22 protein-coding genes are annotated in these 25020 nt (G+C 57.3%); 10 read left to right on the top strand and 12 right to left on the bottom strand.

Annotation, left to right across the window (positions count from 1 at the left end):
* The first annotated feature begins 66 nt into the window (after positions 1–66).
* Entirely contained in the window at positions 67–1581 is a 1515-nt protein-coding gene (locus AEP_RS16140) for an acetyl-CoA hydrolase/transferase family protein (RefSeq protein ID WP_087496335.1), read from the top strand.
* An 87-nt stretch (positions 1582–1668) separates the two neighbouring features.
* Here AEP_RS16140 and AEP_RS16135 read toward each other — a convergent pair whose 3' ends face one another.
* The 6 genes from AEP_RS16135 to ffh all read right to left on the bottom strand — a co-directional run bounded on the left by AEP_RS16135 (position 1669) and on the right by ffh (position 8065).
* Positions 1669–3201, bottom strand: coding sequence for an Lnb N-terminal periplasmic domain-containing protein (locus AEP_RS16135; protein ID WP_157673196.1), 1533 nt, complete (start codon positions 3199–3201; stop codon positions 1669–1671).
* Positions 3202–3292: 91 nt separating this feature from the next.
* Positions 3293–3577 (bottom strand): DUF7843 domain-containing protein, encoded by a 285-nt coding sequence (locus AEP_RS21405; RefSeq protein ID WP_442873370.1) that lies wholly within the window; start codon positions 3575–3577, stop codon positions 3293–3295.
* Between the two features lie 53 nt (positions 3578–3630).
* Entirely contained in the window at positions 3631–4116 is a 486-nt protein-coding gene (locus AEP_RS16130; RefSeq protein ID WP_087496333.1) for a DUF3015 family protein, read from the bottom strand.
* Positions 4117–4382: 266 nt separating this feature from the next.
* Positions 4383–5645 carry a M48 family metalloprotease gene (locus tag AEP_RS16125; protein WP_232459848.1) on the bottom strand — a complete coding sequence of 421 codons (1263 nt, stop codon included), beginning with the start codon at positions 5643–5645 and terminating at the stop codon, positions 4383–4385.
* Between the two features lie 156 nt (positions 5646–5801).
* A complete protein-coding gene (locus AEP_RS16120; protein ID WP_087496332.1) occupies positions 5802–6701 on the bottom strand; it encodes a DMT family transporter in 900 nt (299 codons plus the stop codon).
* Positions 6701–8065 (bottom strand): signal recognition particle protein, encoded by a 1365-nt coding sequence (ffh, locus tag AEP_RS16115; RefSeq protein WP_087496331.1) that lies wholly within the window; start codon positions 8063–8065, stop codon positions 6701–6703. The genes AEP_RS16120 and ffh overlap by 1 nt, the downstream gene beginning before the upstream one ends.
* 78 nt (positions 8066–8143) lie before the next feature.
* On the opposite strand from ffh, the gene AEP_RS16110 reads away from it, so the two are divergent.
* The 8 genes from AEP_RS16110 (at position 8144) to AEP_RS16075 (ending at position 18175) form a co-directional block, all read left to right on the top strand.
* Positions 8144–8947, top strand: coding sequence for a cytochrome C assembly family protein (locus AEP_RS16110; RefSeq protein WP_087496330.1), 804 nt, complete (start codon positions 8144–8146; stop codon positions 8945–8947).
* Positions 8944–9174: a PP0621 family protein gene (locus AEP_RS21245; RefSeq protein ID WP_087496329.1), complete on the top strand. Its 231-nt coding sequence runs from the start codon at positions 8944–8946 to the stop codon at positions 9172–9174. Before AEP_RS16110 ends, AEP_RS21245 begins: the two co-directional genes overlap by 4 nt.
* Positions 9174–10913: a two-component system sensor histidine kinase NtrB gene (locus tag AEP_RS16100; protein WP_087496328.1), complete on the top strand. Its 1740-nt coding sequence runs from the start codon at positions 9174–9176 to the stop codon at positions 10911–10913. Before AEP_RS21245 ends, AEP_RS16100 begins: the two co-directional genes overlap by 1 nt.
* The gene (locus AEP_RS16095) at positions 10892–12403 is read left to right on the top strand and encodes a sigma-54-dependent transcriptional regulator (protein ID WP_087496327.1); all 1512 of its coding nucleotides are present in this window, start codon (positions 10892–10894) and stop codon (positions 12401–12403) included. The genes AEP_RS16100 and AEP_RS16095 overlap by 22 nt, the downstream gene beginning before the upstream one ends.
* Positions 12369–13010: a 1,6-anhydro-N-acetylmuramyl-L-alanine amidase AmpD gene (gene ampD, locus AEP_RS16090; RefSeq protein WP_087496326.1), complete on the top strand. Its 642-nt coding sequence runs from the start codon at positions 12369–12371 to the stop codon at positions 13008–13010. Before AEP_RS16095 ends, ampD begins: the two co-directional genes overlap by 35 nt.
* A gap of 366 nt (positions 13011–13376) precedes the next feature.
* Positions 13377–16295, top strand: coding sequence for a ribonucleoside-diphosphate reductase subunit alpha (locus AEP_RS16085; RefSeq protein ID WP_087497380.1), 2919 nt, complete (start codon positions 13377–13379; stop codon positions 16293–16295).
* Positions 16296–16414: 119 nt separating this feature from the next.
* Entirely contained in the window at positions 16415–17602 is a 1188-nt protein-coding gene (locus AEP_RS16080; protein WP_087496325.1) for a ribonucleotide-diphosphate reductase subunit beta, read from the top strand.
* A gap of 171 nt (positions 17603–17773) precedes the next feature.
* A complete protein-coding gene (locus tag AEP_RS16075) occupies positions 17774–18175 on the top strand; it encodes a histone (protein ID WP_087496324.1) in 402 nt (133 codons plus the stop codon).
* 69 nt (positions 18176–18244) lie between these two features.
* Here AEP_RS16075 and AEP_RS16070 read toward each other — a convergent pair whose 3' ends face one another.
* The 6 genes from AEP_RS16070 to AEP_RS16045 form a co-directional block, all read right to left on the bottom strand.
* Positions 18245–19315, bottom strand: coding sequence for a zinc-ribbon and DUF3426 domain-containing protein (locus AEP_RS16070; RefSeq protein ID WP_087496323.1), 1071 nt, complete (start codon positions 19313–19315; stop codon positions 18245–18247).
* Positions 19316–19348: 33 nt separating this feature from the next.
* Positions 19349–20227: a 50S ribosomal protein L11 methyltransferase gene (gene prmA / locus AEP_RS16065; RefSeq protein ID WP_087496322.1), complete on the bottom strand. Its 879-nt coding sequence runs from the start codon at positions 20225–20227 to the stop codon at positions 19349–19351.
* 8 nt (positions 20228–20235) lie between these two features.
* Positions 20236–21585: an acetyl-CoA carboxylase biotin carboxylase subunit gene (accC, locus tag AEP_RS16060; RefSeq protein ID WP_087496321.1), complete on the bottom strand. Its 1350-nt coding sequence runs from the start codon at positions 21583–21585 to the stop codon at positions 20236–20238.
* 12 nt (positions 21586–21597) lie between these two features.
* Positions 21598–22059, bottom strand: coding sequence for an acetyl-CoA carboxylase biotin carboxyl carrier protein (gene accB, locus AEP_RS16055; RefSeq protein WP_087496320.1), 462 nt, complete (start codon positions 22057–22059; stop codon positions 21598–21600).
* A 170-nt stretch (positions 22060–22229) separates the two neighbouring features.
* The gene (locus AEP_RS16050) at positions 22230–22790 is read right to left on the bottom strand and encodes a TlpA family protein disulfide reductase (RefSeq protein ID WP_232459847.1); all 561 of its coding nucleotides are present in this window, start codon (positions 22788–22790) and stop codon (positions 22230–22232) included.
* Entirely contained in the window at positions 22780–23376 is a 597-nt protein-coding gene (locus tag AEP_RS16045) for a hypothetical protein (RefSeq protein WP_087496318.1), read from the bottom strand. The genes AEP_RS16050 and AEP_RS16045 overlap by 11 nt, the downstream gene beginning before the upstream one ends.
* 144 nt (positions 23377–23520) lie before the next feature.
* Between AEP_RS16045 and mpl the strand changes: the two genes are divergently transcribed.
* On the top strand, positions 23521–25014 hold the full coding sequence (mpl, locus tag AEP_RS16040) for a UDP-N-acetylmuramate:L-alanyl-gamma-D-glutamyl-meso-diaminopimelate ligase (RefSeq protein ID WP_087496317.1): 1494 nt from the start codon (positions 23521–23523) through the stop codon (positions 25012–25014).
* Positions 25015–25020: the final 6 nt, after the last annotated feature.

Here is a 25020-nt window from a genome sequence, read left to right as displayed (position 1 = left end):
AGATAAATCGCGCCATAAGCAGCTTGCAGCGGCGCTTTTAATCTCACTGCTTCGGAGTTCTTTGACATGCCATCGGCCAGCCGCATTCAACATCCAGCCTTTCAGGCCAAGATCATGTCAGCCGAGGCCGCCGCCGCGCTCATCCCGGCCGGGGCGAATGTGGGCATGAGCGGCTTTACCGGCTCGGGCCACCCGAAGGCGGTACCGCAGGCGCTGGCAAAACGCATAGAAGCATTGCACGCAGCGGGCGAGAACTTCCAAATCGGTTTGTGGACGGGCGCCTCCACCGCGCCCGAGCTGGACGGCGCACTGGCCCAAGCCCACGGGATCTCCATGCGGCTGCCCTACCAGTCTGACCCCACGGTACGCAAGCAGATCAACGCAGGGCAGATGCAGTACACCGACATTCACCTCTCGCATGTGGCGCAGCTGGCGTGGTTCCGGTTTCTCGGGCCACTCAAAGTGGCGGTGGTGGAAGTGGCTGGTATCTTGACCGACGGGAGACTGATCCCCTCGTCCTCGGTGGGGAACAACAAGACCTGGCTGGACTTGGCCGACCACATCATTCTGGAAGTCAACAGCCATCAGCACACCGGGCTGGAGGGCATGCACGACATTTACTACGGCACCCGCATTCCGCCGCACCGCCAGCCCATCCCGCTGGTGGCGCCCGGCGACCGCATTGGCGACTGCTACCTGCACTGCGACTCGGCCAAGGTGATTGCCGTGGTGGAAACCAGCGAACACGACCGCAACTCGCCTTTTTCTCCACCGGATGAAACCTCCGAACGTATAGCCGGACACATCATCCAGTTCCTGCAGCAAGAGGTAAGCGCCGGCCGCCTGCCTGCGGACCTGCTGCCGCTGCAGAGTGGCGTGGGCAATATTGCCAACGCGGTGCTCATCGGCCTAAACAAGGGCCCGTTCAACAACCTGAGCGCCTATACCGAGGTGCTGCAAGACGGCATGCTGGAGATGATCAAGTCCGGCAAGCTGACCATGGCCTCGGCCACGGCGCTGTCCTTCAGCCCGGCGGCGCTGGACGAGTTCAATGCCAACATCGACTTTTACCGCGAGCGCATCGTGCTGCGCCCGCAGGAGATGAGCAACCACCCCGAGGTGATTCGCCGCCTAGGGCTGATTGCCATGAACGCAATGATCGAGGCCGACATCTACGGCAACGTGAACTCTACCCACATCATGGGCAGCAGCATCATGAACGGCATAGGCGGATCGGGCGACTTTGCGCGTAATGCTTACCTGTCTTTCTTCATGACTCCCTCCACCGCCAAAGACGGCGCCATCTCCTGCATCGTGCCCATGGTTTCGCACACCGACCACACCGAGCACGATGTGGAAATCATCGTCACCGAGCAAGGCCTGGCCGACCTGCGCGGCAAGTCGCCCACCCAGCGCGCACAACTCGTCATCGAGCACTGCGCCCACCCCGACTTCCGTCCTGCCCTGCGCGACTACTTTGACCGTGCCCTGCAGACTGCCCCGGGCCGCCACACTCCGCACATCCTGAGCGAGGCGCTGTCGTGGCACGACCGGTTTGTGAAGATCGGACGGATGCTTTGATTTGCTATTGATTTAGGAGCTGTTCGCGCAAATTCCGTATGCGCCAGCAGCCCATCAAGCAACTAGTCACCATACTCCTACGCCTGCTTACCAATAGGTACCAAAACCGAAGGTGGTTCGCGCCACGCCGTCACTCTCCCACAAAAGTCGCCAATCCAATGCGCGAGAAATAGGGGTCCGCCATTCCAAAGTGCTGATATGGCGAGTGCTCTCGGAACGGTCAAGCGACACCTTGGTTTCTTGGCTCAAATTGACATGACTCCCGTTCTGAAACCGCTTGGAAAGTTTCAGCAATACAGACGTAAGTGCCATACCTTCGTTGTTTCGGTTGGACTGCACGCCGCCGCCCAAGCCAAGTGCCAGAATGGAATTGGGCATCGGCAACGACATGACCTTGCGATAGTCGCCCTGAAGGCGAAAGACTAGGCAATCTGTGCAAGCGAGGCTTTGTTTCTCAAGGCCGAATCGGGCTGTCCACCCCGTACCCCCGTCACCAGGCATGCGGGTCATGGAAGGTCTGTTGCTGTTGATGGCCACGAAGTCCAGTTTCTTCACCTGCACCTTGTCGCTCTGCCGTTCCAGAGTGAGATCCCCCATGCTCAAACCACTCCACGGAGCCTGAGCCGCATCGCTATCCAAATCATCGTAATAGGCAGGGCGAATGCGTAGGGTCTGAACCGGACCAGCCCCTTCTTGACTCCCCAACCCGATTTGCACCCATCCGGGAGAACGCCCCACATCAGGCGCATCCCTTGCATCCGCTACAGCCCCCTTGGGGGCTGTGGCTGCAGGCGGCAAGTCAAAGCGGGCCTTCAACACCGAGAAATAGGCCTCCGGCAATTTTTTTTCACTTCCCGCATCCGTGCTACCACTGGTGAACTGATAGTAGTCGAGCAAAGTGTCCGCCATCTTGGCTTGATCGGCTTCAGGGTACAACTTGACTGAAGGGTCACTTAGGGTGATTCTCTGCACGGCGATCGATTGCACGAGCGCCTGCTGCTCGCCATTGAGGGCATTGAAACCTTGATACAGACGTGACTGCCGGGAGGGATGGAGTCTTCGCTCCTTTACGAAGGGCTTGCCGTCCCTGGACTGATTCGCAACCACCTTGACCACCTCTTGCGGAATAACCCATGGCGCGGCCGTCGGCACGGCCTTCACATCCTTCAAAAGCTCCAGCACTTCCGCGACCCGGAATGCGCAGTTGTCATGAAAGAAAAAATAGGTGTAACGCTTGCGATGGATCTCCCAGGCGTGGGCGGAGAGGAAGCGCACCTCCTCTGGCGCTAGATCGAGACGGTACTCCCACAAGTCACGAAACTCATTCTCCGTATAAGTCGCGTCGTGATAGAAAAAATCGATTTGGCTAAATCCGCCGTCGTAACCACCGACCAGCGCTTTCACGATGTACTGGACCGGGTTGTCACCTCTCACATCAAGTGCCCCGAAATTTTCAGTCTTGTCGAGCAGATACGACTGCCCGCTCTTCTTGGAGTTGAACTTCAAGAATAAGTGGCCGTAATAGGAAGCCGGATTGCCCAAATAGCCATTGGCAAACATCAGGCTGATGGAATCAATGTCCCGAGGATCGCCCCATTCAAGGAAGGCCGGGCAGCTCAAATCCTTGAGAACGCTTTGGAGCTCATTCCGCAGCCCGGATATTCGCGTCTCCAGCCACTGCCTGCGAGCCGGAAAGCGACATGCAGCGTGATCATCCTCCCCCCCCCACGACGACAGGCTGATGCAATGCACGAACTGTCGCGGACAACTCTGCCGCCGCGTCTGTGCTACCTTGGGGATCCAAGAAAAACTCGGGGCTATGAATCGCACTCCGGGTGTTGCCGATGCCTCCCCCTTGGTAATGCAGCAAGCGCAACCACGTTGCGTCGCGGGATAACTCCACATAGCCAGAAGTCGCACTAGGGACCTCCAATGCCGATCGGGAGGCCAGAGGACACCCCAGCAAAACCAAAAACACCAGCAACAAAGCCGGCATCTGCAGACGAAAAAAAGCCCCCGAAGGGGCTATTTCAAGAGATCGCAAAGGCATCAAGCGCCGCAACGGCCTTGGGCAGCTGACTGGATGACTTGATACATTTGGCCAGCCTTCTGGATTTGGCTCTGACCGCCGTAAGAAGAGGTCGATACCATGCGCCCAAACTCACCGCGCACTTGGGTGGCCGCTACGGGCTGAGCTACTGCACTGCAGCCAAACACTTCAAGTGCAGCGCTCAAATGATCGCCTTGACCGCGAGCGATTTCTTCAGAAATCTGGGCATAGTTGTCGCGAATCAACATAGCTGCTTTGACCTTCTTGGGGGAGCACATCTCAGGAGAATAAGATGCGGAAGACAAAGCGGTGGTACCCAGATCCCATGTCACGTTTGAAGTAGCAGCAGCCCAATCCGTATCCTTGAAAATTGATGCACCGATACCGCACTCGGTGTATGGGCTTGGACCGGAGCCCTGTGCGCCAGCAGCCAAAGTGAGACCAGATGCAGCCAGCAACAAACCGGCAATAACAAACTTCTTCATGCTTTCTCCCTGCAATATTGAACGTTGAGTTGAAAACGGCTTTTGATAAACCGCGAGAAAATTGTAAGTTGAAAACTTGCTTCGAAAACCCTCGTTGGGGAAATAGCTCGTAGCACTTTTAAAGCCGCTGCGACCCTCAGCTTTAATCGCCCTCTATATCTCGCTGGCAGCTAAACAACCTAGGCCGGCCATTGGTTGCAACTTTTGTGACCTAACGAATTGATAGAAACCAGGGGGGCTTTTCATCCGCCGAACCAATGAACTGGTTAGTTCGAGCAGGATAAGGGGAGTGCCGCGGGTTTCATCCCTTCACCAGCCTCACAAGTCCATGCAATGCCGTTTGCTTCATCTGGTGCGACTTTGGGAACCAACAAAAGGGTCCCTGCTTTTGTCGGCACGTCGACGATCATGCTTTCGGAATTGATACCCATGCGCCTTCCATCTGGCAAGGTTTCTTCCAGGCCCGCTTCGCGAAAGGTAGGAACTTTCTGGTGTTGCCCATAAAAGGCTGCCAACTGATTTCGCGTTGGAGCAGACTGAATCCAAGCCTGACTCACGACTGCTTTGTTCGTGTATTCCTGATATGCCGGTAGAGCCACTGCGGCCATGACCCCAAGAATGGCCACCAAAATGAGAAATCCCGAACCACCACCAGCTGCCCCGCCATACGGGACGAAGAGCCCCAAGAAGTAAGCAAACGGATTGCGTTTAGGCAATGTCCGATCCGGTGTCTTTATGCGCCAGACACGCTTCGTCAGCCATGGATACCCATTGACGATTTCATGAAATGAAGACCAAAACCCAGCAGCATTGACGACCTGCTGCGTGTACGCATTGATATCGGTCGTCTTGACCCGAATAGGACCTGCACCCAAGACAATCAACGCCCTGGCAGCTGTCTCAGCGCTTTCACAACAGGCTCGACCATGGAGGTCGCACGAGTACTCTTTAGCGCGTGAATAGGCAGCGCCCAGTAAAGGAAGCCACATCATAGGCAGACGCCAAAGTTGACCCGTCAGATGCTTTAGCCTTATGTGCCCTAGCTCATGTCCGATATAGAAGTTGATGCTGTCTGGCTCAACTTCAAAAGTATCTACAACATCGGAATAAAGAATTACGAAATTGCGTCCGAAGAACCGAGTGGCGAAGGCATTGAAAATACCGTTCCCATTCAACAAGTAAGCCTCAGGCACTGCATCTATATGCAGCTTTTCGCAGCAATCTTTGAATCTAGCATGTAGATCCGGAAATTGCTCTTCAGTGATTTGCACGGCAGTGCCGCGTACTGCAGCCACCCACGCAGACTGTGCAAATACATAAGCAATAAACCCCAAAAGCACATAAATCAAGGCCAAGCCAAACGTGCCCACAAGAATAAGCAGCCAAGCAACGATGCCAAGCACCAAGGTGATCTTCCCAAGCACACGTTCTCGCGGATATACCAACTCATCCATCATCTTCTCCCTCATTTTTACTGTCTGTTTCTGGAACCTGTTCGGCAGGTTTACCCGGCTCAGCAGCAAGATCATATCCAGCTAACCGGGCAACAAAACCGCTAAGGACGCGAAGGAATAATCCGCATTAGGTCCGCAAAGAAGGCCAAGGGACCTAATCATGCAAGGCACCCCTGTATTCATGCCCCAACATATTTGGACCAAAATTGACCGTCCGCGCCGTGGAGCCTTTTAGTGCTCCAGCGCTTCTGCCGCAGCGCGGCTCTCATGAGCCGTGAGCCACGCCCCTGCCGCACCACAGACAGCGATCAATCCCATACCGGCCAGCGTCCAGTGGTCAGGGACGTGTGAGAACATCAACCAGCCCCCCAGCATGGCAAAGGCAATCTGGGCGTACATATAGGGCATAAGGATCGAAGCCGGTGCGCGCTTGAAGGCCTGGATGAAAATGAAGTGTCCTAGGCTGCCCAAAAAACCCATCAACAGTAGCCCACCCCATACGGCTGACGAGGAGATCGGCTCCCAGGCAAATGGCAATGCCACAGCCGCCACCAGCGCTCCGGTCCAGCCGGTGTAGAACTGCATGGTCATCGGGTCTTCTGTCCGGGCCATGCGGCTGGTGAGCAGCTGAAAGCCCGCATTGGCCAGCACCACGCACACCGGAAAAAGCAGCGCCCAATTGAAGTCTGCACCCTTGGGCCGCACGATGGCCAAAGTGCCAGCAAACCCGCCGGCCACCAGCAACAGGCGCAGGCGCGACACCTTTTCATGCAGCATGCGGGCGGCCAGCAGCGTCACGATGAGCGGGGTCAGCAGCACGATGGCGGTGAACTCGCCCACCGGCATGTGTTTGAGACTCAGGAATGCAAACATGCTAGTGGCCAGCAACAAACCGCCGCGCAGCAGGTGCAAACCCAAATGCTCGGTTTGGAGCAAAGCGCGCCCTTGGCGTGGCAGCTCAATGGCGGTGGTGGCAACCGCCTGAAATGCATAACGGAAGAACATGGCCACCATGAGCGGCGCGCTGAGCGACACCCATTTGGTGGTGGTGTCCAGGGTGGCAAAACAGGCCATGGCCAAGACGGCTAGGCCTATGCCTTTGAGGATTTGTTGCGGTGTTTGCTCAGACATCAGAAGGGCATTTTGGGCATGCCTTTCATGCCTCCCAGCCGCTTCATCATCTTCATCATGCCGCCGCCCTTCATCTTCTTCATCATCTCTTGCATTTGCTCAAACTCCTTGAGCATGCGGTTGACTTCCTGCACGTGCACACCCGCACCGGCGGCGATACGGCGCTTGCGCGTTGCTTTGATGAGTTCGGGCTTGCGGCGCTCCAGCGGCGTCATGCTGTGGATGATGCCTTCCTTGCGCTTGATGTCTTTCTCCGCCTTGTCCATGTCCACCTGACCGGCCTTGGCCGCCATGGCCGCAGGCAGCTTGTCCATCAGGCTGGAGAGGCCCCCCATTTGCTTCATCTGTTGGATCTGGGCCAAAAAGTCGTTCAGGTCGAAGCCGCCACCGCTCTTGACCTTTTCAGCCAACTTCTTGGCAGCCTCGATGTCCACCCCGGCAGTGACTTGCTCCACCAGCGCCACGATGTCGCCCATGCCCAGAATGCGGCCCGCATGGCGCTCGGCGTCGAACACCTCCAGACCATCGAGTTTTTCGCTGGTACCGGCGAACTTGATGGGTGCGCCGGTGATCTGGCGCACTGAGAGTGCGGCACCGCCACGCGAATCACCATCGGTCTTGGTGAGGATGATGCCGGTCAGTGGCAGCGCTTCCTTGAAGGCCTTGGCGGTGTTGACCGCGTCCTGACCTTGCATGGCGTCCACCACAAACAGGGTTTCAACCGGGTTCAACGCTGCATGCAAGTTTTTGATTTCCAGCATCAAGGCTTCGTCAATCGCCAGGCGACCTGCGGTGTCGACCAGCAGCACATCAAAGAAGTGCTTTTTGGCGTAGTCCAGCGCGGCACGGCCGATGTCTACCGGATTCTGGTCCGGGGTGGAGGGGAACCACTCCGCACCGGCTTGGGCGGTCACGGTTTTGAGCTGTTCGATCGCCGCGGGACGGTACACGTCGCCGGACACGGTCAGTACTTTCTTTTTGCGCTTTTCAATCAGGTGCTTGGCCAGCTTGCCGGTGGTGGTGGTTTTACCCGCACCCTGCAAGCCCGACATCAGGATGACGGCGGGTGGTTGGGCCGCGAGGTTGATGTCGCTCACGCCTTCACCCATGGTGGCAGCCAGCTCGCGGTTAACGATGCTCACCAGCACCTGGCCGGGCTGCAGGGAGCCCAGTACTTCCTGGCCCAGCGCTTTTTCTTTCACCCGGGCAATAAAGTCGCGCACCACCGGGAGGGCCACGTCGGCCTCCAGCAGCGCCATGCGCACTTCGCGCAGCATGTCGGTGACGTTGGACTCGGTGATACGCCCCTGGCCTCGCAGGTCTTTAACGAGGCGGGATAGTTTGTCGGTAAGAGCGGAGGCCATATTGAAGTATTCCGGCAGGCGCAACCTGCGGTGTGAGCCGGACAGTGCCGGCAGGGAGCAAAACGCTAAACTGTGCACATGATTTTAGCCAGTGCGTCTTCCACCAGCTTAGCGTTGTCGGTTTTGGCGGCCTGCGCGTATGCGTGGCCTGCCTTGCGGGCTACCCACCTGTCATCCGCCGCAGCACGAGGATGGGTCGCACTGGCATGGTTTCTGCACGGGGCGGTGCTGGCTTGGGGACTGTTGCTACCCCCTACGAAATTCGGTTTTGCACCGGCTCTGTCGATGACCGCATGGGTGGTGGCCGCGGTGTATGCCATTGAGAGCCAAATTTACCCACAACTGCAGACGCGGTGGGCCTTGTCTGCAGTAGGTGCGGTGGCGGTCGTGTTGGCCTGCATCTTTCCGGGATCGACGCTATCCAGTAGCGCGTCCATATGGTTGCCCACACATTTGGCCTTCGGTGTTGCAAGCTATGGACTATTTGGCACCGCAGTCGTGCATGCATGGCTCATGGGGCGTGCAGAGGCACGCATCCGCCAAGCGGCTGATCCACACAGCGGCTTGCCCTTATTGACACTGGAGCGGCTCACCTACCGGTTTGTGGGTGCAGGCTTTGTTTTGCTGACAGCCACCTTGGTCATGGGTTATGTGTTCGGCGATGTGGTGTACGGCCAAGGCCATGCTTGGCATTGGGATCACAAGACGGTGTTTTCTGTTCTGTCGTGGGTCACATTCGCCATCTTGCTATTGGGCCGGGCACGCTTCGGCTGGCGCGGCAAACGCGCCGTGGCTGTGCTTTACACAGGCTCCGTGCTGCTGCTTTTGGGCTATATCGGCTCGCGCTTCGTGCTGGAAGTTCTACTGGGACGGTCCACGTGAAGTACCTCTTGTTACTTCTGATTGTTTTAGCGGTGTTGTGGAGGATCCGCAGCAAGCTCCGTGTGCCTGACAGCCCGCAGACGCAAGAGCAGGCAGAGCCTGTTTCTAAGACGGTGGAGATGCATGCCTGCACGCACTGCGGACTGCATATGCCGTTCTCCGATATGGTTGCGGGCACGCGCGGGCGCTACTGCACCGACGGACACCGCTCGTTGGCTGAACACTGATGCAGCAGGAGCAAGGGGAGCACTCTTGGTTCGGTGCATCGGCGCTGGAAGCCGTTCCCGGGCCCGCAGAAGACCAGGGGGACTTCAAACGGCTGTGGCAGGCATTCATGACCGCACGCCTGGTCTTGGGCGTAGTGCTGGTACTACTTCAAATCACGCTTTATGCGACCGGCCCGGCCCATAGCAAAACCTTGCTGGCAGTGTGCATTGCCTATTTTTTGGGCACGCTAGCTACCCGACTTCATTTGCGCCCCCGCCCCTTGGGCGCGGCGTTTACGCGCTCTTGGGGCGTGCTAATTGGCATTGACGTGCTGGCGTTCTCGGCATTGCAATGGCTTCACGGGAACAGTCTCAACTACACCCCTTTGTTTGCCTTACCGGTGCTGCTGGCTTCAGTTTTGGGGTCCCTGCGTTTGGCATTGGGGACCGCTGCCGGCGTGACCATGTTGCTTTTGGGTGGTGCAGTCTGGACCCAGATTCGCAGCGATCAAGACAATCCGGCCTCGTTCGTCCAAGCCGGACTCAGTGGCGTAGGTTATTTCGCGATTGCCTTTCTGGCGAACCAATTGGCAACACGACTGGCCAATGAAGGCAAGCGGGCACGGCAAAGCCAGTTGGCGGCCACCATTCAGCGGGAGGTGAATGAACTGGTGATCGAAGCCCTGCCGGAGGGCGTGATGATCGTGGACCAGGGCGGCATCGTACGTGCAGCCAACCCCGCAGCACGCGCGTTGCTGGGCGATGAGGACCGCCTGCGCGCAGCAGTGTTCGATCTCAAGGCTGACCCCGCGTGGAGGCCTCTCCTGCATTTAAGCAGGCTCAGCCTGGGCAGTGGCCAACAGCAAGAAGCGGAAGTCTCACTGCAGCATGAAGGAAGCGCGCCATTAAAGGTTCTGGCCCGAACCCGGCTGGCAGCGCCCCAAGGTATCGGGGAAGACAGCCTGTGCGTCTTGTTCCTGCAAGACCAACGCCAAGCGGAGGCCCGATTACGCACCGAAAAATTGGCCAGTATGGGTCGCATGTCCACCGCGGTAGCCCATGAAATCCGCAATCCTTTGGCGGCGATTGCGCAGGCCAACGCATTACTCGCAGAGGATTTGAGTGACCCGAAGCAGCTTCGCTTGACGAATATGGTCGGGCAGAACGCAAAAAGACTTGAAAAAATCGTGGATGACATCCTGAACGTCGCCCGGGCACGCGGCGCCAACTTTAGTGAGCGCGATGCCCTGCACGGCCTGAGTGAAGCGGTGTACAAAATCGCGCGAGACTGGGCCCAACAACATGGTCAGGCCGGAATGATCGGATTTGAGATTGATCCAGCAGTGCATTCTGTCCGGTTTGACCATGATCATTTGCGGCAAGTCATGGTCAATTTGCTGGACAACGCGCACCGCTATGCCAGTCGCCACTTGGAGGCCATTCAAATCACAGTGGCCTATGGCGATGAGGTCGCATTGGTGTCCGTCTGGAGTGATGGTGCACGCATGGACCAGACAGTGGAACGGCATCTTTTTGAACCCTTCTTCTCGTCGGAGAGCCGCTCCAGCGGCCTCGGCTTGTATATTTCCCGCGAGCTGTGCGAGCGACACAGCGCGACACTGACCTACCAACGCAATACCCGGATACGTGACAGCCAACTGCATGAGGGCAACGAATTCATGCTGACCCTGACAAGATTGACATCTTCCATAAGCGCTGAAAGCGACCACAACACACCATGGCAAGCCTCCCTGTATTGAGCGCCTCAAAGATCCTGGTGATTGACGACGAACCGGATCTGCGCACGCTCTATGAACTGACCCTTCTACGGGAAGGCCATCAAGTCGACACCGCCGCATCCGTGCAGGAAGCGCTGGAAGCCTTGGCGCGTCAGACCTATGACCTGGTCATTACTGACATGCGTCTACCTGACGGCATGGGTATTGATATTCTGAAGAACCTGCGTCTTCAATTCCGGGGCGAGCGCTGCATGGTGATTACGGCCTACGGATCAGCCGAAAATGCCGTCGAGTCCTTGAAAGCTGGCGCCTTTGACTACCTGACAAAGCCAGTCGATTTGAAGCAGTTCCGGACTGCAGTCGCATCGGCGCTTAGCGACAGCCGTGGATTAGACGCAGCGACTACAAGCGCTAAAGCAGTCGCGAGTGTGGCAGCCAGCTCGACCGCTGCATCCGCATTGGAGTTGATGGCGGGTTCCTCTGTAGCCATGCTCGCGGTCAAGGAACGCATTGCCAAGGTGGCACGCAGTATGGCTCCCGTGCTGATTCGGGGCGAGTCCGGTACGGGTAAAGAGTTAGCGGCCAGAGCTCTGCACGCGAATAGCCACCGGGCTCAAGGGCCGTGGGTTGCTGTGAACTGCAGTGCGATCCCCGAAGCCTTGTTGGAAGCGGAGTTCTTTGGCGCCAAAAAGGGCGCCTACACCGGTGCGACGCAAGACAGAACCGGCTTCTTCCAAGCGGCGCACGGGGGGACTTTGTTTCTGGACGAAATCGGCGATCTCCCTCTAGCCATGCAAGCGAAACTTCTGCGTGCCATTCAAGAGAGAAAAATCCGCCCCTTGGGAAGCAATGCGGAGGAAGCTGTCGATGTGCGGTTGGTCAGTGCCACACACAAAGACCTGGCGGCAGAAGTCGCGGCCAACACGTTCCGTCAAGACCTCTATTACCGACTGAATGTCATCGATATCCACCTTCCACCTTTGCGCGAGCGCAAAGACGACCTGGAGGCTTTGTGCAGGGCGATCCTCCAACGTATATGCGCTGAAACCGGTAGCCCTGTACCGGCGATTTCTGCCTCCATGCTGGAGCAACTGAAGCTGCATCCACTTAAAGGCAATGTCAGGGAACTGGAGAACCTGTTGCACAGAGCCATGGCTCTATCGGATGGCTTCGCCCTGGAAATGGATGCCACCTACGCGGACTCCACACCTGCAGTACTTTTGCCCACACAAGAACCGGCCGTAGCAAATTCAGCGATCGCAGACATCCAGGCGCAAACAGATGTCATGAATGAACTGGCAACAGCGCCTGCACCACTGGCCATACCCAACGACCTGCAAAGCCATCTGGACGCCCAAGAGCGCGACATTCTGGTTCGCGTACTGACAGAAACACGTTTCAACCGCACTGCTGCGGCCCAGCGCTTGGGAATCAGCCTGCGCCAAATACGTTATCGCATGGAGCGCTTGCGCATCGATGTACCCGGGGAAGACCGTGACAAGACACCCTGACCCCGCACTGCCTAATGCATCCGGTTGGGACGCCGGATGGTGGTCCGAAGCACAGCAAATACCCTCTCCCAACTTCGGCCCCAGACCCGCTAGCGCAGTTGTCGACCTGGTGGTTATCCACTCCATATCTCTACCGCCGGGTGTGTATGGCGGCCCCGAGGTACAGCAACTTTTCACCAACACTTTGGACTGGGATGCTCACCCTTACTTCCAAACCATACGGGGCATGGAGGTTTCGAGCCACTTCTTCATACGGAGATCCGGGGTAGTTTTGCAGTTTGTCAGTTGTAACGAACGCGCGTGGCATGCGGGCAAGTCCTACTACCGGGATCGCGACAACTGCAACGATGACTCCATCGGTATTGAGCTGGAAGGAACCGAGGAGGACAGGTTCACTCCGCCTCAGTATGAAAGCCTTCACCGCTTGTGTGGGGCGATTGCACAAAACTACCAGATTCAATACCTAGCCGGACATGAACACATTGCCCCGGGTCGTAAAACCGACCCGGGACCAGGATTTCAATGGCCCGAACTGAAGCTTTGGCCAGAAATTTCCGGATGGCATTTTCCTGCCGGGGTGCCACAAAGCGACACCGGACAAATCTGAGTTCGCACATCTCGAAATAAATTTTGAAGCCTGTTTGAACGCACCCGAATAGTGCGCATTCAGAACCGGCGCGCGATTCCCGATGAAATGTGCTGCTGAACCGCGTCAACACTTGCGATAGGGCGCAAAAACACAGGATTTCAAGGCTCTGCAGCGCCATGAAAACACTGGTGCAGATACACCCTCGGGTTTGCGCTGAGCAAATCACTGCCTCGAGGCAGATACACTACCGGTAGTGGCTTGTCACCACCCCAGACCCCAGATATAGTGTGCCCTGATTGTTGCGCATGGACATATGGCGTCACCGTGACAACCATGACTGACACCGGATCACCACAAAAAAACATCGATTTAGACGAGGAAATCATGCAATCTATTTCTACTGCTGTACCAACCACTACAGCCCCTCTGCTGTCTCCCGTCCCGGGCGCAGAATCGTCCGTAACAAACGCATTTGCGCAGTACCAGATCATTCGCCGCAATGGCGCCGTCGTGCCCTTTGAGCCGAACAAGATCGCAGTTGCCATGATGAAGGCATTTCTCGCGGTACACGGCACCCAAGGCGCTGCATCCGCCAGCGTTCGGGAAACCGTTGATGGGTTGACCCAGCAGGTCATCCGCGCCTTGGTCCGTTCACGGCCCGGCGGTGGAACTTTCCATATTGAAGACGTGCAAGACCAGGTCGAGTTGGGCCTGATGCGCGGCGGCCACCATGAAATTGCACGTGCATACGTTCTTTACCGTGAGCGCCGCACCCAAGAGCGGGCCAAACAAGTGGCTACAGAGGCTCCTGCAGCGCCCGTCATTCACGTCATTGACAACGGTCAGCGGGTGCCTTTGGATCTGGCTCAGCTCCAGTCCCGTATCGAAACGGCCTGTTCTGGTTTGGGAGCTGATGTCAAGGCGGCCCCGATCCTTGCGGAAACCATGCGCAACCTCTACGACGGTGTGCCGTTGGACGAGGTCTACAAAGCGGCCATTTTGGCGGCTCGTACCCTGATTGAAAAAGACCCGGACTACACCTACGCCACTGCGCGGCTGCTGTTTCACACGATCTCCCGTGAAGTCTTGGGCCGCGATGTGGCTCAGGCCGATATGCAGGAAGCCTATGCGGACTATTTCCCCGGTTTTATCAAGCGTGGTATCGCCGCAGAACTTCTGGACGAAAAGCTTCAGCAGTTCGATTTGAAGCGCTTGGGTAACGCCCTCAAGGCCGGCCGCGATTTGCAGTTTGACTACCTCGGCCTGCAAACCTTGTATGACCGCTACTTCCTGCACGAAGGCAAAACCCGCATTGAGTTGCCCCAGGCGTTTTTCATGCGCGTGGCAATGGGTCTGTCCCTGAACGAAATTGACCGTGAAGCCCGCGCGATCGAGTTTTACGAAGTGCTGTCCAGCTTTGACTTCATGTCCAGCACACCGACTCTGTTTAACAGCGGTACTTTGCGCTCACAACTGTCCAGCTGCTACCTGACCACGGTGCCTGACGATCTGGATGGCATTTACGAATCTATCAAAGAGAACGCACTTCTTTCCAAGTTTGCGGGCGGTCTGGGCAATGACTGGACACGCGTACGTGCACTGGGCTCCCACATCAAGGGAACCAATGGCGAATCTCAAGGGGTGGTACCGTTCCTGAAAGTGGTGAACGACACTGCCGTGGCTGTGAACCAAGGTGGCAAGCGCAAAGGTGCTGTTTGTACTTACCTCGAGACATGGCACTTGGACATCGAAGAGTTCCTGGAGTTGCGCAAGAACACCGGCGACGACCGCCGCCGTACCCACGACATGAATACCGCGAATTGGATTCCGGACTTGTTTATGCGCCGAGTAATGGAAAAAGGCACTTGGACCCTGTTCTCCCCGTCCAACGTGCCCGACTTGCACGACCTGTTTGGCGCGGAATTCGAGAAGGCCTATGTCGCCTACGAAGAGAAAGCGGCGCGTGGTGAGATCAAGCCATCCCGCACCGTACAAGCCAGCGATCTGTGGCGCAAGATGCTGACCATGCTGTTCGAAACCGGACATCCATGGATCACATTCAAAGACGCATGTAACGTGCGTTCCCCACAACAGCACGCAGGTGTGGTGCATTCCTCCAATCTGTGCACCGAAATTACCCTGAACACATCCGACACTGAGACAGCCGTGTGCAATCTGGGCTCCGTGAACCTGCTGCAACACTTGAAAGACGGCGCACTCGACCACGACAAGCTCAAGCGCACGATCTCCACCGCTATGCGCATGTTGGACAACGTGATTGACATCAACTACTACGCGGTGAAAAAGGCGCGTGACTCCAACATGCGCCACCGCCCCGTGGGCTTGGGTCTGATGGCTTTCCAGGACAGCCTGTATGAACTGCGCATTCCTTATGCCAGCGACGCGGCTGTAGAGTTCGCAGACCAATCCATGGAAGCGATCAGCTATTACGCCTACTGGGCTTCCACTGATTTGGCCCGTGAGCGGGGCAAGTACCACAGCTACAAGGGCAGCCTGTGGGACAAGGGCGTGTTGCCACCAGACACTCTGGACATGTTGGCTAACGCCCGTGGCGGATATGTGGAAGTTGACCGCTCTTCCACACTGGACTGGAACGCCTTGCGCAACAAGATTGCCGCTGACGGCATGCGCAACTCCAACTGCGTGGCCATTGCGCCGACTGCGACAATCTCCAACATCATTGGCGTGGACGCATCCATCGAGCCCTGCTTCGGCAACCTGTCGGTCAAGTCCAACCTGTCCGGTGAATTCACCGTCATTAACAGCTACTTGGTGCGCGACCTCAAGCGCCTTGGCTTGTGGGACGACGTGATGGTCATGGACCTGAAGCATTTCGACGGCTCCTTGAGCCCGATCGATCGCGTGCCTCAAGAAATCAAGCAGCTCTATGCCACTGCATTCGAAGTGGAAACCCGCTGGTTGGTGGAAGCTGCGGCACGTCGCCAGAAGTGGATTGATCAAGCGCAATCTCTCAACATCTACATGGCCGGTGCTTCCGGCAAGAAGCTGGATGAGACCTACAAACTGGCTTGGTTGCGTGGACTGAAAACCACCTACTACCTCCGCACGATGTCTGCGACACACGCTGAAAAATCGACCGTCACAGCGGGACGTTTGAATGCAGTGTCATCCGGCAACGATGCGCAAGGCTCCACCAAAATGTCGAGCGCCTTGGAAGCTGCGGCTGCTGCGGCACAAGCCCAGATGGAGTTGGCCAGCAATGCTGCAACTGACATCAAGTTCTGCGGCGTTGATGACCCGACTTGCGAGTCCTGCCAATGATTTCAATAGCGTCGCGGTGCAAATTGCGATGCTATTGAACAACACAAATTTTCAGTGAATTGCATGATTACTTTTCAATTCAATTCACTGCTCACATAATCTGCAAATTGGAATCATCTATGTTGTCCTGGGACGAAGAAGTCAAGCCCGCATCGCCGTTGAATTACGCGCGCAATCCGTCTGGAAATGACGCAGTAGCGCAGGCACCAGTGTCTTCTGTATTCGCGGCTCAAACATCAGTTACCCCGCTGTCCGCTGCGATGCCAGCTGCCAAGCTGAGTGCCGGCGGACATCGCGTCAAGGCATCCGACAAACGCATCATCAACGGACAAACTGACGTCAATCAGTTGGTCCCGTTTAAATACAAATGGGCCTGGGAAAAATACCTCGCCACATGCGCCAATCACTGGATGCCCCAAGAGGTCAACATGACGCGCGACATCGCGTTGTGGAAGGATCCCAATGGACTTACTGAAGACGAGCGCCGCATCGTCAAGCGCAACCTCGGCTTCTTTGTGACTGCAGATTCCTTGGCCGCCAACAACATTGTGTTGGGTACTTATCGCCACATCACCGCGCCTGAATGCCGGCAGTTCCTGTTGCGTCAGGCATTCGAAGAGGCCATTCACACCCACGCGTATCAATACATCGTGGAGTCCCTGGGTCTGGATGAGAGCGAAATCTTCAACGCGTATAACGAAGTCCAGTCCATCCGCGATAAAGACGAGTTTTTGATCCCCTTCATTGAAGCTATCATGGACCCGAACTTCCACACGGGTACGCCTGAAAGCGATCAAGTGCTGCTGAAGTCCCTGATCGTATTTGCCTGCCTGATGGAAGGCCTGTTCTTCTATGTGGGCTTCACCCAAATTCTCGCTTTGGGTCGCCAGAACAAGATGACTGGTGCTGCTGAACAGTATCAATATATTCTTCGCGATGAGTCGATGCACTGCAATTTCGGTATCGACCTGATCAATCAGTTGAAGCTGGAAAACCCTCATCTGTGGACGCCCGAATTCAAGGCGGAGATCAAGGCACTTTTCGAGAAGGCCGTCGAACTCGAGTACCGTTATGCGGAAGACACCATGCCACGCGGTGTGCTCGGCATGAATGCTTCGATGTTTAAGGGCTACTTACGCTACATCGCAAATCGCCGGGCCACACAAATCGGCTTGGAGCCGCTTTTCCCGAATGAGGAAAATCCGTTCCCGTGGATGAGCGAAATGATTGACTTGAAGAAGGAACGTAACTTCTTCGAAACGCGTGTTATCGAGTACCAGTCCGGCGGCGCGCTGTCCTGGGATTAATCAACTCGTTATGCCGCTCCAGTTTTCGCCCCTGTTCTGCTGCTGCTCGTTCAGTGCAATGGGTGTGCGACACCGAGTTCATGCCGCTGGGATAGCGCCCAGTGGCATGAATCACTTTCTGCCAGATACGCAGCGGAAAGTGCTTCTTGCACCTTGATCAAGGAGAACATGATGGCAACTGCAAAAAAACCGGCCGCTAAGAAGGCCGCTCCCGCGAAGAAAGCAGCTCCTGCCAAAAAGGCCGTAGCAGCGAAGAAAGCCGCTCCCGCCAAAAAGGCCGCAGCTCCTGCTAAAAAAGCAGCAGCTCCTGCCAAAAAGGCCGTAGCAGCGAAGAAAGCCGCTCCCGCCAAAAAGGCCGCAGCTCCTGCTAAAAAAGCAGCAGCTCCTGCCAAAAAGGCCGTAGCAGCGAAGAAAGCCGCTCCCGCCAAAAAGGCCGCAGCTCCTGCTGCCAAGAAGCCTGCTGCAAAGAAGGCTGCAAAGGCACCAGCTGCCAAGCCTGCCGCTGCCCCTGCGGCACAAACCACGCTGAATCCACAAGCTGCGTGGCCATTCCCTACTTCCAGCAAGCCCTAAGCGGCCTGCCTGAAGTAGAAAAGCCCGGCGCCATAGGCCCCGGGCTTTTTTGTTGGCACCACAAGCCGATCAAGGATAAAAGGCAAGTAGCCGGTACCCAGACACGCGCTCTGAAGAGTTCCCTGCTTTCACAGCAATGGGAAGTACCGCTGAAAACTCTGCATCTGGCTCCAAGGTATTCGCTTTAAAACCTATATCTTGCGGCTTAAGAACACGACGTATCAGGCTTTGGTCCTGCATATCCGTGAGAGTCAGCTCCAACGCGGGCGGAGCAACAGGGACAGGACCATTATTTTTCAAAGCAACATTGAGCCGATACACATCGGTTCGAACCTTGGTGAACGATGAACTATCGATCACCACCGCTTCAATGTTACGCAATGGACTTACGCTGCAATCCATCACCTCACACAAAGCCTCCAGCGCAGGCAGCGTGGATGGCTCATAGGCGGCCCAACGATCTCGCTCATGGACGGCAACTTGCACTGCCAACGCCCCGATCAACACCATGCCCGATAGCCCCAGAACAATACGTACGCCTGTTTTGTGCCAAATGCTCTTGCCCCGCCCTTCCCGCATGAACGAGGGCTGTTTAACCTCATCCTTCTCTGCGACTTTCACATGGGCTTGTGTGTAACGGGGCGCCGCACCCGACAAAGTTTCCAGAGGGGGCTCCGCAGGCGCATCCAACGGCGGTGTCTCGTGATCCACACCGGGAGTTTGCGCGAGTGATTTGGGGCTCTGCGACAAGAAATCATCCAATCCCGTGTCAGAGGACTCATTGACCGGTGTGCCGACCGGAAGAGATTCGTCAGGATGTAAGTGATCGCGTAAAGCGGCGTCTGACTGTTCCGCAGTGAATGACATGTTGGAGGCATCATCCTCTGTCTCTTTAGGAGATTCGTCAGACGCGAATCGCAGAGAAGCAGCCCAGTCCGGATCAGGGCTGGTGGTGGCTACAGGATCACGCGGGGGCTCCGGCTCCAGAGACACGGGAACAGGCTCGGAGTGAAGATTCGCGTTGGCATCGAAAACTTCATCACACTGCCCACAACGAACCCAACCATCGGATATACGCAACTGGTCCGGCACGACCTTGAACATCGTGGAGCATGCCGGGCATTGGGTAATCAGACTCATTGCGTCACATTGTAGTGGGCGCAATCACCGCAATCAGACTGCGGCAGTCATCAAGATCCAGCCGTCCTCGGTGTCTGCCACAGACAGTTTGCAGTACGGCGAATAAGCTGCCTTTAACTCTTCCGCCTGCCGCTCCAGAATCCCGGCAAGCACAAGATGGCCACCCGCCTTCACATGCGCACATAGCAGCGGAGCAAGCACCTTCAAGGGCGTGGCCAGGATGTTGGCGAGCACCACATCGAATACCCCTTGAGCTGCCTCAGGTAACCCGGACACCAATGTGACGTGATTTGCTTCGGCATTCAAGACAGTGGAATCCACAGCGGCCTGATCAATGTCAACAGCGATCACTTCCGTAGCACCGAATTTGGCTGCACCTATGGCCAGAATGCCTGATCCGCACCCATAGTCCAGCACCCGACCGGAACCGCCATTACGCGCAATCCAGCGCAAGCACATGCGCGTGGTGGGGTGCGTCCCCGTGCCGAACGCCAAGCCAGGATCCAGACGAATTACCTCTTTGGCCTGTACCGGCGGCTCATGCCAGGTCGGCACGATCCAGAACTCAGGGGTGATCTCTACCGGCGCAAACTGCGACTGGGTCAAACGCACCCAGTCCTGGTCCTCGAGCACCTCGATACCCAAGATACGGCAACCCTCAAAGAAGTCTTGGGCAGACAACAACTGGGCCGCTTCATCCGCTTGGGCGCGATCCGCAAACAATGCAATCACGCGGGAACGCTGCCACCCGTCTTTGGGCGGCGGCATTCCGGGTTCACCGAACAACGCTTGCTCGGCATCGGTTTGGGCATCAGCATCTTCCACACTGACACTCAGCGCATCCAACGCGTCCAGCGCATCACTCAGGTTTTCGACCCGGTCTTCGGGACACATCAAACGCAATTCAAACATGCAAAACCTTATCGCTTGTGTTGTTCCAGCCAATGCTCAAGGTAGTGGATATTGGTTCCACCATCCATGAACTTGGCGTCCACCATCAACTCGCGGTGCAAGGGGATGTTGGTACTGATACCTTCGACAACGGTCTCTGCCAAAGCGGTACGCATGCGCGCCATGGCCTGCTCGCGGGTATCGCCATGAACAATGATCTTGCCGACCATCGAGTCGTAGTTCGGAGGCACGAAATAGTTGGTGTACACATGTGAATCCACACGCACTCCGGGACCGCCGGGTGCATGCCACATGGTGACGCGCCCTGGGGACGGGGTGAACTTGTAAGGATCTTCTGCGTTCACACGGCATTCGATTGCGTGACCACGCACTTCAATTTGACGCTGGGTGAAAGGCAGTTTTTCGCCGGCCGCCACCATGATCTGGGTTTTGACGATGTCAATGCCCGTCACCATCTCCGTCACCGGGTGCTCCACTTGCACACGGGTATTCATTTCAATGAAATAGAACTCGCCGTCTTCATAGAGGAACTCAAACGTGCCCGCACCGCGGTAGCCGATCTTCTTGCAGGCAGCCACGCAACGCTCGCCGATACGCTCAATCAGCTTGCGGTTGATACCGGGAGCGGGTGACTCTTCCAGCACCTTCTGATGGCGACGTTGCATGGAGCAATCGCGCTCACCTAGGTACACCGCGTTCTTGTGCTTGTCTGCCAGGATCTGGATTTCAATATGCCGGGGGTTCTGGAGAAACTTCTCCATATACACCGCCGGGTTGTTAAACGCCGCGCCCGCTTCCGCCTTGGTCATCTGTACCGCATTGACCAGCGCTGCCTCGGTGTGGACCACACGCATACCGCGACCACCGCCACCGCCGGCAGCCTTGATGATCACCGGGTAGCCAATGGCCTTGGCAATGCGCTTCATTGCGACCGGGTCATCCGGCAGCTCGCCTTCAGAGCCGGGCACGCAGGGCACGCCCGCGCGGATCATGGCCTGCTTGGCAGACACCTTGTCCCCCATGATGCGGATGGACTCGGGTGTAGGACCGATGAACTGGAAACCGCTCTTCTCGACGCGCTCAGCAAAGTCCGCGTTTTCACTCAAAAAACCGTAGCCGGGGTGAATGGCTTCCGCATCGGTCACTTCCGCGGCCGAAATGATGGCCGGCATATTGAGGTAGCTCAGACCGGACGGAGCCGGTCCGATACACACCGCTTCCTCTGCCAGTTTCACGTATTTGGCTTCGCGGTCCGCCTCGGAATAGACCATGACGGCTTTGATTCCCAACTCGCGGCAGGCGCGCTGGATTCGCAGCGCAATCTCGCCCCGGTTGGCGACCAGAATTTTCTTGAACATGGGTGCTGCGTCTTATTCGATGATGAACAGAGGTTGGCCGTATTCAACAGCCTGACCGTTCTCACACAGAATCTGCGTCACCGTACCGGACTTGTCAGCTTCGATCTCGTTCAGGATCTTCATCGCTTCAATAATGCAGATGGTGTCGCCTTCCTTGATGGAATCACCAATTTCCACGAACGGCTTCGCGCCCGGGGCAGAAGAACGGTAGAAAGTACCCACCATCGGAGACTTTACGGTGTGGCCGGCGGGCACGGCGGCTTCTGCGGGAGCCGGTGCTGGGGCAGCGGCGGCAGCTGCAGGCGCTGCTGCCGGAGCAGGTGCTGCATACACAGGAGCGGGCGCATAGCCCTGAACCACTGCACCACCACCCTTGACGATACGGACCTTGCCTTCGGCTTCGGTAATTTCCAGTTCCGACACATTGGAATCAGACACCAGATCGATCAGGGTTTTGAGTTTGCGTAAATCCATGGAATCTCCAACAACCGACATTAGTAAAGCGGCGAATTTACAGCAAATCGCCACCAAAAAACCATATCTCCGCCCAAAACAAGGGAAAAGATCGGAAAAATGTCTAGATAAAAATGCCCCGAAGGGGCTTGAGACAGTGGATTCAGACCGAATCCACTAGGTAGGAGCCTCTATTTTACCGCAACCCAAGCAGCGAGGTCCGACTCGGTCACCCGCCCCATTTTCCGCTGCGCAATGGATCCATCCGAAGCCAACAACACCGAGAACGGTAAACCACCTGTGATGTTGCCCAATGCACGCCCGAGATCTGCTCCCGACAATCCGGCCATGGCGACCGGAAAACTCAAAGGCAGCTTCTTGAGAAATGGCACCACAGCCTCATTGCGATCGATGGCCAACCCCAGTACCTGTACACCGCGGCTGCCTTGCTCCTTATAAAAACTGTCCAAGAGAGGTAGTTCGTCTACGCATGGTGGGCACCAGGTCGCCCAGAAATTAATCAAGACTGGCCGCCCCTTGAGTCCAGCCATGGCCAAAGTAGTGTCATGCGGGGTTTGCCACTGCTGCTCCCAGAAACCCGGCACAGGGTCGACCACAGCCAAAGCCGCATCTTTGGCATGGCGCAGCGACAACCCTAGCCCCGCGGCACCCGCCAAACCGGCGGCAACACCCCAGAGAACCGTGCGCCTGCGAGAAGAGGGGAATTGCGCCAAATCCTTACTATCTATCACGAACATCTCCCAACAGCTTTTGAACTGCCGCCAAATTTCCACGCGGCGCCCTGCCCTTGCCATCCGGCTGCAAGGCACCCCGCACGTCATCCAGGTCGTTGATCAACAAATGCACACCCACATGCTCACCCAAGGGCTGGCACATCGCGTGAATGCTCAGGGCGTCCACCATATCCCCTTGCAAACCGGGCACAGAGCGCACCTCGAAGCGAACACCCTTGTCAATCAGGCTGATCTCCGCCGATTTGGGGTCATCACAAAACAATTGCAGATAAATGTCGGACCGCCGTGTGGCCGTACCACGCCACACTGCGCCGCCCAGGTGGGGCCGGAAGGCTTCCAGCCGCTGCATCCATTGCACTGCAAGCTCACGCAGGGCCTGCAACTCCTCAGCCTGGCTCTCGGCACAGAAGATCGCAATGTATTCCTCAACCGCAGCCTCTACCTGATCGTTATCCGGCAGTGCAGAACGTGGTGGCACACCCAGCTGTTTGACCGCGCGACGCTTGGCCGGACCGTATTCCAGCCCCTCTTCCACTACCAAACGCGCCGCCGTAGCCGCGATTTCTTCTTTCAAATCATCCATGGGCCGATTGTGCCTGCCCGCCGAAAGCCCTGCTACGCGCCCATTTGCTATTCTTTTAATAGCTGTTCGCGCATATTCCACGTGCGCCAGAGCCCTAAATCATGCTTAATCACGACAGCTGGTCCGCCCCGTAGAATACCGCCCATGCATATTCATATCTTGGGCATTTGCGGCACCTTCATGGGTGGCCTGGCCGCGCTGGCGCGTGAAGCCGGCCACAAAGTCACCGGCTGCGATGCCGGCGTTTACCCCCCCATGAGCGACCAGCTTCGGGCCCTGGGCATCGACCTGATCGAAGGCTTCGGCGCGGAGCAAATAGCTTTGCAGCCCGACATGTTCGTGATCGGCAACGTCGTCAGCCGCGCACGACTCGCCGACGGAACGCCCAAATTTCCGCTCATGGAAGCCATTCTTGATGCGGGCGCCCCTTACACCAGCGGCCCGCAATGGTTGGCTGAACACGTGCTGCAAGGTCGGCACGTGCTGGCTGTGGCCGGCACCCACGGAAAAACCACCACCACCAGCATGCTGGCCTGGGTGCTGGAGTACGCCGGACTGCAGCCCGGATTCCTAGTCGGAGGCGTCCCGCTGAATTTCGGAGTATCGGCAAGACTGGGCGGAGGGGCGTCTGTGCCCTCTGCGCAGGTCAAGGAGGAGCCCGCACAGCGGGCGGGGGACAAGGAGCAGAGGGCGCAGACGCCCCTCCGCCCCGCCTCCGAAGCGAAACTCTTCGTGATCGAGGCCGACGAATACGACACCGCCTTCTTCGACAAGCGCAGCAAATTCGTGCACTACCGCCCGCGCACCGCCATCCTGAACAACCTGGAATTCGACCACGCCGACATCTTTGACGACCTGGCCGCCATCGAGCGGCAGTTCCACCACCTGGTGCGCACCGTGCCCGGTACCGGGCGCGTGGTCGTCAACGGCCTGGAAGAAAGCCTCACCCGCGTGCTCCACCAAGGCTGCTGGAGCGAACAACGCAGCTTCGGCGCCGCCGTGAGCGACTTTTCTGCCGTCGGCGAGCCCCATGACTTTGCCGTCCACCACCACGGCCACGAGGTCGCACGGGTGCAGTGGGCCTTGGGCGGCGTGCACAACCAACTCAACGCACTGGCCGCCATCGCCGCCGCCGAGCATGTAGGCGTGTCGCCTGCCGTCGCTGCAGAAGCCCTGGGCCAATTCGTGAACGTCAAGCGCCGCATGGAAGTGCGCGCCAAAGCCCCGTTGGCAGGTCAACCGGGCAGCGCCCCCGTCACCATTTACGATGACTTTGCGCACCACCCCACCGCCATCCGCACCACCGTCAACGGCCTGCGCCGCCAAGTCGGCAAGGGGCGCATTCTGGCCGTGTTCGAGCCGCGCTCCAACACCATGAAGCTCGGCGCCATGAAGGCCCAGTTGCCCTGGAGCCTGGAAGAAGCCGACCTCGCCTTCTGCCACAGCGGCGGTTTGGGCTGGGACGCAGCCGAGGCGCTGGCCCCCATGGGTGCACGAGCGCAGGTGGGCGACACCATTGACACCGTGCTGGCCCAAGTGGCCGCCGCCCTGCAGCCGGGCGACCACGTGCTGTGCATGAGCAATGGAGGCTTCGGCGGCATCCACGCCAAACTCGCCAGCTTGCTACAAACTTCATAGCTGCTC

The sequence above is a fragment of the Curvibacter sp. AEP1-3 genome (genome assembly GCF_002163715.1).
In the GTDB taxonomy this organism is placed as follows: domain Bacteria; phylum Pseudomonadota; class Gammaproteobacteria; order Burkholderiales; family Burkholderiaceae_C; genus Allorhodoferax.
The sequence above is the reverse complement of the archived record's forward strand: the minus strand, read 5'-3'. Positions and strand labels throughout refer to the sequence as shown.